Origin of the sequence: Pseudomonas sp. GM55 (assembly GCF_000282395.1) — a bacterium.
Taxonomy (GTDB): domain Bacteria; phylum Pseudomonadota; class Gammaproteobacteria; order Pseudomonadales; family Pseudomonadaceae; genus Aquipseudomonas; species Aquipseudomonas fluorescens_CC.
On record NZ_AKJJ01000038.1, the window covers coordinates 39,549 to 55,160 of the forward strand.

Consider the following 15,612-nt stretch of genomic DNA (forward strand, 5'->3'; position numbering starts at 1 on the left):
GAGTGGCGTCTACTAGCAGAACTGATAGGTGGATGTGATCAGAAATGGGGCGAATCAGTAGAATAACGGGTGCTGTGTGTGATTTTGCGGGGGATTGGGTTGGAGCCCTGAGGTTGGGTGGTGTGGCTGCTGGCCTCATCGCGGGCAAGCCCGCTCCCACAGTGATTCATGTCGTACGCAAATGTTGTGTACACCAGAGATACCTGTGGGAGCGGGCTTGCCCGCGATGGCGTCCGTTCAGACGCCGCTGAACTCAAGCTGTGACGTGATACGGATTCCTCGGATCATGATTCCAGTCCAGGAACGGCTTGCCAGTCTCCACCGGCACCATCTCGATGCAGTCCTGCACCGGGCAGGTGATCTGGCACAGATTGCAGCCCACGCACTCCTCATCGATCACTTGATACTTGTGAGTGCCATCCGACTGCTTGAGGCTGGCTACGGCCTGGTGAGAGGTGTCCTCACAGGCGATGTGGCAACGACCACAGCCAATGCACGCGTCCTGATCGATCTTCGCGATCACCTGGTAGTTGATGTCCAGGTACTTCCAGTCCGTGGTGTTGCCCACCGCGCGGCCGGAAAACTCCGAGATGCTGGTGTAGCCCTGACTGTCCATCCAGCGCGACAGGCCGTCCTTCATCTCCTCGACGATCCGGAAGCCGTGCAGCATGGCCGCCGTGCACACCTGCACCGAGCCGCTGCCCAGCGCGATGAATTCCGCCGCGTCGCGCCAGTTGCCGATGCCGCCGATGCCGCTGATGGGCAGGCCTTGGGTCTGCGGATCACGGGCGATTTCGGCGACCATGTTCAGGGCAATCGGCTTGACCGCCGAGCCACAGTAACCGCCGTGGGTACTTTGGCCACCGACCATGGGGTTGGCGACCATGCGTTCAAGGTTGACGCTGGTGATCGAGTTGATGGTGTTGATCAACGACACCGCATCGGCCCCGCCACGGTGGGCTGCGCGGGCGGCGACACGGATGTCGGTGATGTTCGGCGTGAGCTTGACGATCACCGGCAGCGAGCAATAGGTCTTGCACCAGCGGGTGACCTGTTCCACGTATTCCGGTACCTGGCCGACCGCTGCGCCCATGCCCCGTTCCGGCATGCCGTGGGGGCAACCGAAGTTCAGCTCGATGCCGTCGGCACCGGTGGCCTCCACCAGCGGCAGGATGTTTTTCCAGGATTCTTCGACGCAGGGCACCATCAAGGACACGATCAGCGCGCGGTCCGGCCAGTCCTTTTTGACCTGGGTGATTTCCCGCAGGTTGATCTCCAGTGAGCGGTCGGTGATCAGTTCGATGTTGTTAAAACCGAGCACCTCCCTGTTAGCCCCGAAGTGCGCCGAGTAGCGCGACGACACGTTGACCGCCGCCGGGTCTTCACCCAGGGTTTTCCAGACCACGCCGCCCCAGCCCGCCTCGAAGGCGCGGACCACGTTGTAGGCTTTGTCGGTGGGTGGCGCGGAGGCCAGCCAGAATGGATTGGGTGCTTTGATGCCGGCGAAGACTATCGATAGATCGGCCATTTACGCAGCCTCCACGTTGAGCATCAGTTGAGCGTTGATCGCCTCGGCGGCGCGTTTGCCGTGTTGCACCGCTTGCACGGTCAGGTCTTGATCGAGGCTGGTGCAGTCGCCGCCGGCATACACCCCGGGGATGCTGGTGCGCAGGTTTTCATCGACTTCGATGCGTTCGCCCTGGCGCTTGAGCTCGCGGGCCAGCGGATCGCTGAGAGCGCTGCCGTCGAAGGCCTGGCCGATAGCTTTGAAGATCGCGTCGGCGGCCAGTTCGAAGGTTTCACCGGTGGTTTGCAGGCGACCTTCGACGAGATGGGTGCGGGCGAAACGCATGCCGCGCACGCGGCCGTGGTCATCGAGCAGTACTTCTTCGGGTTGTGCCCAGGTCATCAGCCGCACCTGATTGGCCTTGGCAATGTCCTGTTCGTGATGGGTGGCGCCCATGTCTTCGGTACCGCGCCGGTACACCAGGTTCACGTCACGGGCGCCGAGGCGGGCCATTTGCACCGCCATGTCGATGGCGGTATTGCCGGCGCCGAGGACGATGCAATGGTCGGCCAGGGGTAGTTGGGTCAGGTCATCGGCCTGGCGCAGTTCGCGGATGTAGTCGGTGGCGGCGAGCAGGCCGGGCGCATCTTCGTGGGCCAGGCCCAATTGTTTGCTGGCGTTGAGACCGAGACCGAGGAACACCGCATCGAATTGTTGCTGCAGTTCGCTCAAGGTCAGGTTCTCCCCGAGCTTCTGCCCGTGGCGAATTTCGATCCCGCCGATTTCCAGCAGGAACTCAAGCTCCTGTTGCGCGTAGTCATCCACCAGTTTGTATTTGGCGATCCCGTACTCGTTGAGACCGCCAGCCTTTTCCCGCGCCTCGAAAATCACCACGTCGTGCCCGTGCATGGCACTGCGGTGGGCGCAAGACAAGCCGGCCGGACCGGCGCCCACCACGGCGATGCGTTTGCCGGTGGCGGCAGCACGCTGGAACGGGTGGGCGCTGAAGTGGGCGTTGTCCACGGCGTAGCGCTGCAACAGGCCGATCATGACCGGCGCACACTCGTGGGCGTTGTTGCGCACGCAGGCTTGCTGGCAAAGAATTTCCGTCGGGCACACCCGGGCGCAACTGCCGCCGAGGATGTTGGCCGAGAGGATCTTCTGCGCGGCGCCTTGCACATTGTCCTGCGCAATGTTGCGGATGAACGAGGGAATGTCGATTTCGCTCGGGCAGGCATTCACGCAGGGCGCGTCGTAGCAATACAGACAGCGCGAGGCCTCCAGGTGAGCCTGGCGCTCGTTGAGCGGCGGCGCCAGATCGGTGAAGTGGCTGGCGAGGGCGGCTGCACTCTCGTAGGGATGCGGAAGATGAGTCAGGGTCTTGATCACGGTTTTGGCCTCACGGTGAATTGAGGTGCTGCCTCTGATGGGCATTGTTTTTTCGGTGTCTGTGACGACGCCTTCGCTGGCAAGCCAGCTCCTACAAGGGGAATGCATTTCAAACTGTAGGAGCTGGCTTGCCAGCGATAGGCCGAAGGCCGCTCTCAGCGTTTCACGGCAGTCGGCTGATTCAACTCCGCCCGCTTGCTCAGCAAATCAAACACCGCCGGGTACGCCGGCCGTTCGATGTAGCGCCCGGCGCCACGCTCGGCCCGCAGGTCGCCGTCGGCCCAGACCACGCGGCCCTGGCTGATGGTGTGGCTGGGCACGCCGCGCACGGTCTTGCCTTCGAAGATGTTGAAGTCCACCTGCTGATGATGGGTCTTGGCGGAAATGGTCCGTGTGCCTTGCGGGTCCCACAGCACCAGGTCGGCATCGGCACCGACGCGGATCGCGCCTTTGCGTGGGTAGAGGTTGAAGATTTTGGCCGTGTTGGTGGACGTCAGCGCGACGAATTGCTGCATCGAGAAGCGTCCGGTGTTCACCCCTTCATCCCACAACACCGCCATGCGATCTTCGATGCCGGCGGTGCCGTTGGGGATCTTGCTGAAGTCGTCGCGGCCAGCGGCTTTTTGCTCGGCGCAGAAGCAGCAGTGGTCAGTGGCGGTGGTGTGCAGGTTGCCCGATTGCAGGCCATGCCAGAGCGCTTCCTGGTGGCCGCGAGGGCGGAACGGCGGGCTCATCACGTATCCGGCAGCGGTTTGCCAGTCGGGATCGCGGTAGACGCTGTCGTCCAGCAGCAGGTGCCCGGCCAGCACTTCGCCGTACACCGGCTGGCCCTTGCCCCGGGCGTAGGTGATTTCATCCAGGGCTTCCTTGGTCGAAACGTGAACCAGATACAGCGGCGTCCCCAGGGTTTCGGCGATGCGGATCGCCCGGCTCGCGGCCTCGCCTTCAACCTGTGACGGCCGCGACAATGGATGCGCTTCCGGCCCGGTGATGCCCTGGGCCATCAGTTTGCGTTGCAGGTGATACACCAGTTCACCGTTTTCCGCATGAACGGTCGGCACCGCGCCCAGTTCCAGACAGCGTTCGAAACTCGCCACCAGGGTGTCATCGGCGGCCATGATCGCGTTCTTGTAGGCCATGAAATGCTTGAAGCTGTTAACGCCGTGCTGGCTGACCAACTCGGCCATTTCCTCGCGGACCTGTTCGCTCCACCAGGTAATGGCGACGTGAAAGCCGTAGTCCGACGCCGACTTCTCGGCCCAGCCGCGCCACTGATGGAAGGCTTCGAGCAGGGATTGCTGCGGATTGGGAATCACGAAGTCGATGATCGAGGTGGTGCCGCCGGCCAGTCCCGCCGCCGTGCCACTGTAAAAGTCTTCGCTGGCCACGGTGCCCATGAAGGGCAGTTGCATGTGGGTGTGCGGGTCGATGCCGCCGGGCATCAGGTATTGACCGCTGCCGTCGAGCACTTCGGCCCCTGGAGGAACATCGAGGTTTTCGCCGATGGCCTTGATCACGCCGTCTGCGCAATACACATCGGCGCGATAACTTTCATCATGGGTAATAACGGTGGCGCCACGGATCAACAGAGACATTCCGAGTTCCTCGCAGGCAATGACCGGCTTATGCCGGTTCTAGATGTTTTATATATAAACAGCCTGTACAGATTGATTCCTGTCAGTGCTGACAGGATTAAACGCTAGCTGCAGTTTCCAGAATCGGCAAGAATATTTTTTATAAGCTTATTCAGTTATTAACTGATTGATTAATAAAGATTAAATACGGAAATCACCAAAATGGTGAGGCTGCTCACCATTTTGACGCACTTGACAGGTTCGAAATATGGTCAAGATTTCTCATGTGAAATCAGCCGTTTGTGGATGGTCTATGGTTGATGCGCGACTTTGAAAAAAAGATCAATGCACCAGATTGAGTCCTGACTGTTCGGACAACTTGGCTGGCATTCGGCCTGAGTGGCAAGGCATGCAACTGAGGACTGCACCGAGGATTGCCTCGTTGACCCAATAAAACTGATAAACATCAGTTGTTTACAAAGTGTTTATGGAACTGCCCGATGCGCAACCGGGGCACCCGGCACGTTTATTGATGCCGCCAACCTCCGATGAGCAAAAAAATAATTCAAAGAACAGTGGAGCGGCCATGCAACAGATCAGATCGCAAGTGACCGAGCGCGACGGCTTGTTCGAGCTGGAAGCCGGCAGCGATGTCCTCGACAGTCCCCGTTACAACCACGACATAGCACCGACCAGGGTGCGCGAACGGACCTGGAACAAATGGCACATCACCGCGTTATGGGTGGGCATGGCGATCTGCGTGCCGACCTACACCCTCGGCGGGGTGTTGACCGCGTACTTCGGCCTGACCGTCGGTGAAGCGCTGCTGGCGATTCTGTTCGCCAACATCATCGTGCTGATCCCCCTGACGCTTAACGCCTTTCCCGGCACCAAGTACGGCATTCCCTTTCCGGTGTTGCTGCGCTCGTCCTTCGGCGTGCTCGGCTCCAACATACCGTGCCTGATCCGCGCCCTGGTGGCGTGTGGCTGGTTCGGTATCCAGACCATGTTCGGCGGGCTGGCGATTCACCTGTTCCTCGGCTCGGTGTTCGAGGGCTGGAAGTCCCTCGGCGGTACTGGCGAGGTCATCGGCTTCATGGTGTTCTGGGCGCTGAACCTGTGGGTGGTGATTCGCGGCGCCGAGTCGATCAAATGGCTGGAAACCCTGTCGGCACCGCTGTTGGTGCTGGTGGGCGTAGGCCTTCTGGTCTGGGCCATGCCCAACGTGTCGATGACCGAATTGCTGGCGATTCCGGCCAAACGTCCCGAAGGCGCCGGGGTGGCCAGTTACTTCGCCGCCGGGCTGACGGCGATGGTCGGCTTCTGGGCCACGCTGTCGCTGAACATTCCGGACTTCAGTCGCTACGCAAAAAGCCAGAAGGATCAGATTGTCGGGCAGATCATAGGCCTGCCGCTGACCATGTTCCTGTTCGCCTCCCTGGGTGTGGTGATGACCGCCGCCTCGGTGAAACTGGTGGGCGTCACGGTGTCCGATCCGGTGACCCTGATCGGCCATATCCAGAGCCCGGTGTGGGTCGCGCTGGCGATGGCGCTGATCATCATCGCCACACTGTCGACCAATACCGCAGCGAATATCGTGTCGCCGACCAATGACTTCCAGAACATCGCGCCCAAGGTCATCAACCGCACCAACGCCGTGCTGCTTACCGGATTCGTCGGATTGGCGTTGATGGCCCATGAACTGCTGAAAAAGCTTGGCCTGATTGTCTCGGATCTCAGTCTGGAAACCGTCTATTCCAACTGGCTGCTCGGCTATTCGAGCCTGCTGGGGCCGATCGCCGGGATCATGGTGGTGGACTATTTCCTGATCAAGAAACAGCAACTGGACCTTGCCGGCCTGTACCGCGATGACGTGTATCCGGCGTGGAACTGGTGCGGCTTCATGGCCTTCGGCGTACCGGTGGTGTTGACGCTGCTGTCCCTGGGCAGCGATGCGTTCAGCTGGTTCTACAGCTATGGCTGGTTTACCGGCTCGGCCCTTGGGGGGCTGATTTATTACGGGTTGAGTGTGATGCGGCCGAGTCCGTCTGTCGCGAAATCTGCGGTGTGAGTGATGGCCTCTTCGCTGGCAAGCCAGCTCCTACAGAGTTCCCGGGTGCTTACAAAACCTGTAGGAGCTGGCTTGCCAGCGAAGACGACCTGAAAAACACCAGAGAAATACCTGAAAAACTCATAAGAACTGCCTGAGGAGATCATCATGAACGCTGCCGTCGACGTTCTGCAGTCCAGCCATCAGCACATCAACCGTGACCGCCTGTGGCAGTCGCTCATGGAACTGGCCAGGCTTGGCGCCACGGTCAAGGGGGGCGTGTGTCGCCTGGCCCTGACCGATCTCGATCGCCAGGCCCGGGACATCTTCGTCAAATGGTGTATCGATGCCGGCTGCACCGTCAGCGTCGACGCCGTCGGCAATATCTTCGCCCGTCGGCCCGGGCGTAATCCCGACTTGCCGCCGGTGATGACCGGCAGCCACATCGACACCCAGCCCACCGGCGGCAAGTTCGATGGCTGCTTTGGTGTATTGGCCGGCGTCGAAGTGCTGCGCACCCTCAATGACCTCAACATCGAAACCGACGCGCCACTGGAAGTGGTGGTCTGGACCAACGAAGAAGGTTCACGCTTCGCCCCGTGCATGATGGGCTCCGGCGTGTTCGCCGAAAAATTCACCCTCGAGGAAACCCTGGCCAAGGTCGATGCCGAAGGCATCACCGTGGGGCAAGCATTGAACGCCATCGGCTACGCTGGCCCGCGTCAGGTCAGTGGCCATGCGGTGGGCGCCTATTTCGAAGCCCACATCGAGCAAGGCCCGATCCTTGAAGACGAACACAAGACCATAGGCGTAGTCATGGGCGCCCTCGGGCAGAAATGGTTCGACCTGAAACTGCGCGGCGTCGAAGCCCACGCCGGCCCGACCCCGATGCACCTGCGCAAGGATGCCCTGGTCGGTGCCGCGGTGATTGTCGGTGCGGTCAACCGCGCTGCCCTCGGCCATCAACCCCACGCCTGCGGCACTGTCGGTTGCCTGCAAGCCTATCCCGGCTCGCGCAACGTCATCCCCGGCGAAGTACGCATGACTCTGGACTTCCGCCATCTGGAACCGGCACGCCTGGACTCGATGATCGCCGAAGTACGCGAAGTCATCGAAACCACCTGCGAAGAACACGGCCTGACGTTCGAACTGACTCCAACCGCCGACTTCCCGCCGCTGTACTTCGACAAGGGCTGCGTCGAAGCAGTACGCGGCGCCGCCCAAGGCCTGGGCCTTTCGCACATGGACATCGTCAGTGGCGCAGGGCACGACGCGATCTTCCTCGCCGAACTCGGCCCGGCCGGGATGATCTTCGTGCCGTGCGAAGGCGGCATCAGCCACAACGAAATCGAAAATGCCGCGCCGGATGACCTGGCGGCCGGGTGTGCGGTGCTGTTGCGGGCGATGCTGGCGGCTTCGGCGGCGGTGGCCAAGGGGGCGTGACGGTCTGAACCCTGTGACGTGCGCTGAATTGTTTGGCGCACGTCACAACGCGCAACCCTCAATCGTCATCCTGTTGAATCCTTGAAACCCTGTCGGGTATCGCACGCGTGCTGGATTTCATCGCTCAGTCGTTGCACACCTATTGGCAGTCGTGTGAATGGCTGCCCATTGAAATCAATGGTGCCCAAGGTGTCGTCATCAAGGCTGACGGCGTTATCACGGCGTCGATGACCTTTGGCTTCGATGAAGCGGGGCGGGTGTGCCGGATCTTCATCATGCGCAATCCGGACAAGTTGGCGGGGCTGGAGGCGGCGCTGAACGTACGCTAGTCAGACATCCCGAAAATGATGAAGATCCCACAGGTTCTTCGCACGATCAGACAGGTCTGCGGTCTTACTCTTCACAGGTTCCCCCTACTTGTGGAGTCGCCATGAGCCAGGACGTTTTGACCACGCAAACCAATCGCCGGCAGCTACAGCAGATCATCGCCGGTCTGTCCGACGGGGTGATACTGCTCGATCCCGACCAGAGCATTCTGTGGGCCAACGAGGCGGCGCTGGCGATGCACGGTATTGCGCAAGTCAGCGACCTGGGTGCCAACGCCAAGGCGTATGCCAAGCGCTTCGCCCTGCGCTATCGCAACAATCATGCAGTGCCAGTCGACAGCTACCCGATCAACCGGGTGGGGCGTGGCGAGACGTTCAGCGATGTGCTGGTGGAAGTGACGTCGGCGGTGGACGAAGCGCGTACCTGGGTACATCGCGTGTGCAGCCTGGTATTGGCCGACAGCCGTGGCGAGCCGGAATCGCTGGTGTTGATCATGGACGACGTCACCAACTGGGCCAGCGCCGAGCAGCGTTTGGAGAAAACCTTTGCCGCCAACCCGGCCCCCGCTGTGATCTGCCGTCTCAGCGACTTGCGCTATATCAAGGTCAACCCCGGGTTCCTCGAGATGACAGGCTATGCCAGGGATCAGGTGATTGGCAGCTCGACCTATGAGCTGGACGTATTGGACCAGGCCGAGAACAAGGAGCTGGCCAGGCAGCGCTTGCGCGAAGGCGCGACCATACCGCAGATGCAGGCCGAGTTGCGCTTGCCCGACGGTGGCAGCAAGCAAGTGATCGTGGCCGGCCAGCCACTGGAGCTCAACGACGAAGCCTGCGTGTTGTTTTCCTTCGTCGACATGGAGCCGCGACGCAAGGTCGAAGCTGCCCTGCGCCAGAGCGAAGAACGCTTCGCCAAGGCGTTTCGCCTTTCCCCGGTGCCGATCCTGGTCTGCGCTGCCCGCGATCAAGTGGTGCTGGATGTGAACGAAGCCTTCCTCGGTTCCCTCGGGTACTCCCGCGAAGAAGTCCTCGGCAAGAGCGTCGCGCAGATCGACTTCATCGACGACAAGGGAGCACGCATCCGGCTTTTCGCAGCATTGGATAAATCCCCAAGCCTGGACCGCATCGATCTACGCGTACGTCGAAAGGACGCCAGGCTGATCGATTGCGCGGTGTCGGCAGACACCGTGAACATTCAGGACAACCGGTGCTATCTGCTGGTGCTGATAGACATCACCGAGCGCAAGCGCACTGAGCTGGAGCTGGTGGCGGCCATCGAAGAGGTGATGAAGGATGCCTCGTGGTTCAGCCGCACGCTGATCGAAAAACTCGCCAACGTGAAGCGCGTCAACTCACCGAAATTGCCCGGCGTGTCCTGCACCGACCTGACCGCCCGTGAGCACGATGTGCTGAGCCTGATATGTGAAGGCCTGGCCGACAAGGAAATCGCTGCGCGCCTGAACCTGGCACCGAACACGGTGCGCAATAATGTGGCGGCGGTGTATTCGAAAATCGATGTGCATAGCCGCAGCGAGGCGATTGTCTGGGCGCGGGAGCGGGGGCTGTTCTCGAATGAGTGGCGGCCAAAGGGGCCGTGATAAGGCGCAGGGTGCAAATTGATGTGTCGACCCGGTGATGTAAGAACTGCCAGGTTTTACTGGCATCGGTCCCCGGCTGAACTACAAGTGATTCGCAGATATTTATTTTTGTGACAGGTGTGTGGATTTTCCGTGCCGGTTCTGTTGTCACAAAAATGTGTCGATCACTAATCGCGGGTCAACCGATGAAAATTCTTGGGAAACGCGTTATCTCACCGATGTCGCTGGCATTCTGCGTGGCGATTCTCGGCGGCTGTGCCAGTCCGCCACCCCCTCCAGCGGTCACTCCACCCCCTCCCGAACGCACCTGTCAGGCCATGGATAAAACCGATGTCCTGGGCGATGTTAAAGGCGAAGACGGGCAGGTGACTCGAATCACCACCACGACTCGCTGCGTCACGCAGTAATTTCGGTCAAGCGCGGATCCTCTGTGGGAGCGAGTAAGCTCCCACAAGGGGGGAATCTGCCTGACCGTGGTTAGCGCAGGATCAGGACAGGAACCCACCATCCACATTCAACGAAACCCCAGTGGTATAGCTGGAAGCATTGCTGGCGAGGTAAAGCACCGCCCCAGCCATCTCACTCGGATCCGCCACTCGTTTCAACGGGATCTGCTGCAACGCAGTGTTCAGGATGGCTTCGTTCTTCACCAGCGCCGAAGCAAATTTGGTGTCGGTCAAACCCGGCAACAGGGCGTTGCAACGAATCCCGAACTGCGCGCATTCCTTGGCGAAGACTTTGGTCATGTTGATCACCGCAGCCTTGGTCACGGAGTAGATGCCCTGGAACACGCCCGGCGAAACACCGTTGATCGACGCCACGTTGATGATGCTGCCGCCACCGTTTTCGCGCATCAGCTTGCCGGCTTCGACCGACATGAAGAAGTAGCCGCGGATGTTCACGTCGACGGTTTTCTGGAAGGCGCCGAGGTCGGTGTCCAGCACGTTGCAGAACTGCGGGTTGGTCGCGGCGTTGTTGACCAGGATGTCGAGGCGGCCGAACTGTTCCTTGATGCCGGCGAAAACCTGGCTGATCTGCTGCATTTCGCCGATGTGGCAGGCAATGGCGGTGGCCTTGCCGCCAGCGGCGATGATCGCATCGGCCACGTGTTGGCAACCTTCAAGCTTGCGGCTCGACACGATCACGTGGGCGCCTTGCTGGGCCAGCAGTTTGGCGATGGCTTCACCGATGCCACGGCTGGCACCGGAGACGAAAGCGATCTTGCCGTCGAGGTCGAACAACTGAGTCTTGGACATGGGTTTTCCTTGTTATTGAGTCGGTAGGGGGCACTGTGTCGGGTCAGTGAGCGCGCGTTATCGTTAGCGACCTTCGCGAGCAAGCTCGCTCCTACAGGGTTCTGTGTAATCGAGCAGAATCAGGTTCACAGATTGGATTTGTGGATGACCTGCAGGCTCATCTGCTCCAGCAGCTTGTTCATGTGAATGAACTGCGCGAAGCGTTTGTCCTGGGTCTGGCCATGGTAGAAGCGGTAGTAGATCTGCTGCACGATGCCGGCCAGGCGGAACAGGCCGTAGGTGTAGTAGAAGTCGAAATTGTCGATGCGGATGCCCGAACGTTCGGCGTAGTAATCGACGAACTCGCGGCGGGTCAACATGCCCGGCGCATGGCTCGGCTGGCGGCGCATCATCTGCACCGGCGCCGGATCATTGGCTTCGATCCAGTAGGCGAGGGTGTTGCCCAGGTCCATCAGCGGATCGCCGAGGGTGGTCAGTTCCCAATCGAGCACGCCGATGATCTGCATCGGGTTGGCCGGGTCGAGGATCACGTTGTCGAAGCGGTAGTCGTTGTGCACGATGCTGGAGGTCGGATGGTCCGCCGGCATCTTGTCGTTGAGCCAGGCCTTGACCACGTCCCATTGCGGTGCATCAGGGGTCAGGGCTTTTTCGTAGCGATCGCTCCAGCCTTTGATCTGCCGCGCCACATAACCCTCGGGTTTGCCCAGGTCGCCCAGGCCGTAGGCGTTGTAGTCGACGCGATGCAGTTCCACGAACTTGTCGATGAAGCTCTTGCACAGGGCTTCGGTTTTCGCCGAGTCCAGGCCCAGTTCCGGCGGCAGGTCCGAGCGCAGGATGATGCCGTTGACCCGTTCCATGACATAGAACTCGGCACCGATCACCGATTCGTCGGTGCAGTGCACATAGGCTTTGGGGCAGTACGGAAAACCGTCGCGCAGTTGATTGAGGATGCGGAATTCACGGCCCATGTCGTGAGCCGACTTGGCCTTGTGGCCGAAGGGTGGGCGACGCAGGACGAATTCCTGTTCGGGGTATTCCAGCAAGTAGGTGAGGTTTGAAGCACCGCCCGGAAACTGGCTGATCCGTGGCAAGCCGCTGAGTCCTGGAATATGGGCCTTGAGGTACGGATCGATCAGGCTGGCATCGAGCTCTTCGCCGGTGCGGATACGGGTGGACTGGTCGTTAAGCGCCATGCTTATCCCTTCTGCTTATTCTGGAGGCCTTGAACTATTGGCTAATCTAATGCTGAGACGTGAGTGCCACAAGCGTGGCACGGTCTTATAGGTTAGCGTGTTGCAGGATAATCAGCGTTCCTGATGTGCGAGAACACGCCCGGCGGACTATGGTTCAGGGGCATGGTGCTTCCAGGAAGGAGGTTTGAAATGGGTTGTCCGCAAGTCTGTGCCACCGCCACCCTGCAATGCAGCTTTGGCGCGGCGCCGGCCGTGCTCAACGTGCTGCCGGTCAATCGCACACTGACCGCTGGCCTGCCGGCGGCGAACATCATGGATCACATCCCGCTGGTCAACATCATGCCCTTTGGTGTGTGTACGAGCCTGGCCAACCCGACGGTTGCGGCCGCCACTGCGGCGGCGCTGGGTGTGCTGACACCGATGCCCTGCATCCCGGCGACCGCCACACCCTGGATACCGGGCGGGGCACCTACGGTGCTGCTGGGCAACTTGCCGGCGATTGACGCCAACAGCACGTTGATGTGCAACTGGGCCGGGGTGATCAAAATTGTCATGCCCGGGCAGATGCAGATGCTCATTCCCTGACTCCCACTGGGGTCCTTCTGTGAGTGCAGTATTTGTGAGCAACAGTGCTCACTGTGGGAGCGGGCTTGCCCGCGATGGGGGCATCTGAGTCAATACAAGGCTTCAGGCCTCGGCAGGATCACTCCAGCGCCTGAGCCACCAGCGTACCCTCGAGATCGGCTTGCCTTCGGCGTCCAGCGGTCGCCCATCGGCAGCGAAACCCTGTGCCGGTTCCAGTAACTGACCGTTGAGATACCGCGCCTCGACGGCGGTTTTTCCGTTGGGGTGAAACCGCTGATACCGCCCCTCACGCACGCCATCACGGTAAAACTGCGTTTCGGCCAGTTGCCCGTCTGGGAAGTAGTTGTTCGTTTCACCGTGGAGCAGGCCCTGGCGATAAGTCGCCTTGCGTTGCAACCCGCCCTCGGGCGTAAAGAAACTGGCCACACCGTGCAATTTGTCGCGCACATAAGGCAGTTGCGCCGAGACATTGCCATTGGGGTAGTACAGCAGGCTCGTGCCCTGTAGCTCGCCCTGGCTGTAGCTCAGGTTCGCCTGAGGTCGACCGGCGTCCTTGATGCGCAGCGGGCCTTCCAGTCGGCCTTCAAGCAAGCGCCCGTCGAGGTGGCTGTCGCCACGCTCCAGATCAAGTTTGCTTGATGTCATTGCGTAACCCTCCCTAGTTGACCTTCACCAGGCCGCCCTTGATGGTCAGCATGCCGCCGCCGTCGACGGTTTGCTCGGCGGCGGCCTTGTTCATCAGACTGATCCCTGCATCGTTGGTCAGCGTCGTGCCCGCCTTGTTTTCCAGCGAGGTGCCGGCCTGGTTGCTCAGGGAGGTGCCGGCTTTCTGGCTGATCGAGGTACCGGCCTCGGCGGCGAGGTCCGCGCCGCTCTTGATCGCAAAGCTGCCGCCGCTTTGCAGGGTCAGGGTGCCGGTCACCTTGATGGTCAGGTTGCCGTCCACGGTCAGGCTGTAGTTGCCGGTGACCGTGTGGTTGTAGTTGCCTCCAGTGCTGTGAGTCTGGTCGGCGCCGACTTTCACCGTGCGGCTGTCCTTCACGTCAAGGCTGTCGCTGCCGGTCTGGATGGTCACGCTGCGTTTGCCTTTCTCCAGGGTCACGGTCTCGTCGCCTTCCTTCACTGTGCGCGTGCGCGCGTTCTGCACCGTCAAGGTTTCGTCATGACCAACGGTGGCAGTGGTGTCGTTGAGCACGTTGATCTTGAGATCCTTCTGCGCCTGCAGGAACACCTCTTCGGCGTCCTTCTTGTCCTCAAAGCGCAACTCGTTGAAACCGCCGCCCCCTTTGGACGACTGGGTCTTGATCCCGGACTGGGTCTGATTGGCCGGCAGCGCATAGGGCAGGGCGTTGTCACCGTTGTAGACGCAACCGGTCACCAGTGGTCGATCGGGGTCGCCGTCGATAAAAGTCACGATCACTTCCTGGCCGATCCGCGGCACGAACTGCATGCCGAACCCTTTGCCGCTCCAGGGCAATACCACTCGCACCCAGCACGAACTCGCTTCGTCGTTCTTGCCGTCGCGGTCCCAGGGGAACTGCAATTTGATGCGGCCGTATTCGTCGGTCCAGATTTCTTCGCCCAACTTGCCGACCACAATTGCTGTTTGCGTGTGCATGCGCGGCTTGGGCGTGATTCGAGTCGGGCGGTAAGGCGTGGCTTTGGGGATCGCTTCGAAGCGGTTGCGGTAGTTATCGTGGCTGACTTCGTGAGTCACCGTCGTCACCACCCAATCGATATTCAGGGTTGTGTCATCGTGACCGGCCAGCGTGAACCAATGCCCCGGCACCAGCCAGCGGCAGTCGCTCTCACCGACAAAGCGTTTCTCCTGACTGCGCAATCCATCGATGCGCTGCTTGGTCAGCGCATCACCCCGCGCCTTGGCGTTGTAGCCGCCAGGATGCTCGTACATCGAGCGTGGCCCGGCGATTGCTTCGGCCTGGCTGTAGAGCGAAGTGGTCGGTGTGGTGAACTCGTAATCCGTCGCCTGATAGACGCCGGCTACGGCTTGCATGCACACCTGGCCGGAGCGAATGCCATGCAGTTCGCGCTCGCCCATTTGCTGGCCGAGATATTTTACGTTCGGCCCGTTCGGGATTATTGGGAAGGCATCGTTACTGTCCCCCAGTACCAGCGTGTGCTTGCCGTCTTCGTGGGTAAAAAACCAGAAAATCCCTTCCTCTTCCAACAGCCGTGAAACGAAGGCGAAATCGGTTTCGCCGTACTGCACGCAGTACTCGCGCGGGGTGTAGCTGCCGGTGAGTTTCAGCGTGAAATCGGTGAAGCCGTGGGCCTTGAAAATCGTGGTGACGATGTCTGAAGTGCTGAGGTTCTGAAACACGCGGTTATTGCTGGCCAGCGTAAGCCACCAGAGCCATGGCCTTAAAACAAGCTGATAGCGTTCGGCGGTCGCATCGGCGGGGAGTTGGCGGATTTCGGCGACCAATGCATCCATCGGACGGGTCAGGGCGTCGTTGTGCAGAGTCGTTGTGACATGGGTGGCGACGGCACTGGTCAGCGTAAGTGAAGCGCCGTCATTGAGGCCGTTGAGGGTTTGCGAGCCCAATGAATTGAGCGCTTCTTCGCCGGACAGCGACTCAGGGTAAAGCGCCGACAGCGAAGAAGCGGTGAGGGAAAGGGACGTGTTGCTGTCGGTGAACCTGGGCATCGCGAACCTTTAAATACTTATGG

The 15,612-nt window shown here is 60.4% G+C and carries 11 protein-coding genes and 1 pseudogene; 5 read left to right on the top strand and 7 right to left on the bottom strand.

Features of this window, described 5'->3' with window-relative positions:
* Positions 1-253: 253 nt before the first annotated feature.
* The 3 genes from preA to hydA form a co-directional block, all read right to left on the bottom strand.
* Positions 254-1,528: an NAD-dependent dihydropyrimidine dehydrogenase subunit PreA gene (preA, locus tag PMI31_RS08530; protein WP_008017496.1), complete on the bottom strand. Its 1,275-nt coding sequence runs from the start codon at positions 1,526-1,528 to the stop codon at positions 254-256.
* Complete coding sequence (locus PMI31_RS08535) at positions 1,529-2,896, bottom strand: NAD(P)-dependent oxidoreductase (protein ID WP_008017497.1); 1,368 nt, start codon at positions 2,894-2,896, stop codon at positions 1,529-1,531.
* A 155-nt stretch (positions 2,897-3,051) separates the two neighbouring features.
* Positions 3,052-4,491: a dihydropyrimidinase gene (hydA, locus tag PMI31_RS08540; RefSeq protein WP_008017498.1), complete on the bottom strand. Its 1,440-nt coding sequence runs from the start codon at positions 4,489-4,491 to the stop codon at positions 3,052-3,054.
* A gap of 565 nt (positions 4,492-5,056) precedes the next feature.
* Here hydA and PMI31_RS08545 point away from each other — a divergent pair.
* From PMI31_RS08545 to PMI31_RS08560, 4 genes and pseudogenes are all read left to right on the top strand, one after another.
* Positions 5,057-6,541 carry an NCS1 family nucleobase:cation symporter-1 gene (locus PMI31_RS08545; RefSeq protein WP_008017499.1) on the top strand — a complete coding sequence of 495 codons (1,485 nt, stop codon included), beginning with the start codon at positions 5,057-5,059 and terminating at the stop codon, positions 6,539-6,541.
* 147 nt (positions 6,542-6,688) lie between these two features.
* A complete protein-coding gene (locus PMI31_RS08550; protein WP_008017500.1) occupies positions 6,689-7,963 on the top strand; it encodes a Zn-dependent hydrolase in 1,275 nt (424 codons plus the stop codon).
* 77 nt (positions 7,964-8,040) lie between these two features.
* Positions 8,041-8,292 (top strand): annotated as a pseudogene (locus PMI31_RS08555) (RNA polymerase subunit sigma-24); the annotation flags it as partial.
* A gap of 101 nt (positions 8,293-8,393) precedes the next feature.
* Complete coding sequence (locus PMI31_RS08560) at positions 8,394-9,887, top strand: helix-turn-helix transcriptional regulator (protein ID WP_008017502.1); 1,494 nt, start codon at positions 8,394-8,396, stop codon at positions 9,885-9,887.
* 488 nt (positions 9,888-10,375) lie between these two features.
* On the opposite strand, the gene PMI31_RS08565 is transcribed toward PMI31_RS08560, so the two are convergent.
* Entirely contained in the window at positions 10,376-11,143 is a 768-nt protein-coding gene (locus tag PMI31_RS08565) for an SDR family oxidoreductase (protein ID WP_008017503.1), read from the bottom strand.
* A gap of 125 nt (positions 11,144-11,268) precedes the next feature.
* Positions 11,269-12,336, bottom strand: a complete 1,068-nt coding sequence (locus PMI31_RS08570; RefSeq protein WP_008017504.1) for a phosphotransferase family protein — start codon at positions 12,334-12,336, stop codon at positions 11,269-11,271.
* Positions 12,337-12,525: 189 nt separating this feature from the next.
* Here PMI31_RS08570 and PMI31_RS08575 point away from each other — a divergent pair, with 189 nt between their 5' ends.
* Positions 12,526-12,921: a DUF4280 domain-containing protein gene (locus PMI31_RS08575; protein WP_008017505.1), complete on the top strand. Its 396-nt coding sequence runs from the start codon at positions 12,526-12,528 to the stop codon at positions 12,919-12,921.
* Between the two features lie 102 nt (positions 12,922-13,023).
* On the opposite strand, the gene PMI31_RS08580 is transcribed toward PMI31_RS08575, so the two are convergent.
* On the bottom strand, positions 13,024-13,566 hold the full coding sequence (locus PMI31_RS08580) for a toxin-antitoxin system YwqK family antitoxin (RefSeq protein WP_008017507.1): 543 nt from the start codon (positions 13,564-13,566) through the stop codon (positions 13,024-13,026).
* Between the two features lie 13 nt (positions 13,567-13,579).
* Complete coding sequence (tssI, locus tag PMI31_RS08585; protein WP_008017509.1) at positions 13,580-15,589, bottom strand: type VI secretion system Vgr family protein; 2,010 nt, start codon at positions 15,587-15,589, stop codon at positions 13,580-13,582.
* Positions 15,590-15,612 lie beyond the last annotated feature (23 nt).

Excerpts from the sequence above, each read along its gene's own strand:
- preA (WP_008017496.1), bottom strand. The coding sequence starts at position 1,528 with ATGGCCGATCTATCGATAGTCTTCGCCGGCATCAAAGCACCCAATCCA.
- hydA (WP_008017498.1), bottom strand. The coding sequence starts at position 4,491 with ATGTCTCTGTTGATCCGTGGCGCCACCGTTATTACCCATGATGAAAGT.
- PMI31_RS08545 (WP_008017499.1), top strand. The coding sequence starts at position 5,057 with ATGCAACAGATCAGATCGCAAGTGACCGAGCGCGACGGCTTGTTCGAG.
- PMI31_RS08550 (WP_008017500.1), top strand. The coding sequence starts at position 6,689 with ATGAACGCTGCCGTCGACGTTCTGCAGTCCAGCCATCAGCACATCAAC.
- PMI31_RS08560 (WP_008017502.1), top strand. The coding sequence starts at position 8,394 with ATGAGCCAGGACGTTTTGACCACGCAAACCAATCGCCGGCAGCTACAG.
- PMI31_RS08565 (WP_008017503.1), bottom strand. The coding sequence starts at position 11,143 with ATGTCCAAGACTCAGTTGTTCGACCTCGACGGCAAGATCGCTTTCGTC.
- PMI31_RS08570 (WP_008017504.1), bottom strand. The coding sequence starts at position 12,336 with ATGGCGCTTAACGACCAGTCCACCCGTATCCGCACCGGCGAAGAGCTC.
- PMI31_RS08575 (WP_008017505.1), top strand. The coding sequence starts at position 12,526 with ATGGGTTGTCCGCAAGTCTGTGCCACCGCCACCCTGCAATGCAGCTTT.
- PMI31_RS08580 (WP_008017507.1), bottom strand. The coding sequence starts at position 13,566 with ATGACATCAAGCAAACTTGATCTGGAGCGTGGCGACAGCCACCTCGAC.
- tssI (WP_008017509.1), bottom strand. The coding sequence starts at position 15,589 with ATGCCCAGGTTCACCGACAGCAACACGTCCCTTTCCCTCACCGCTTCT.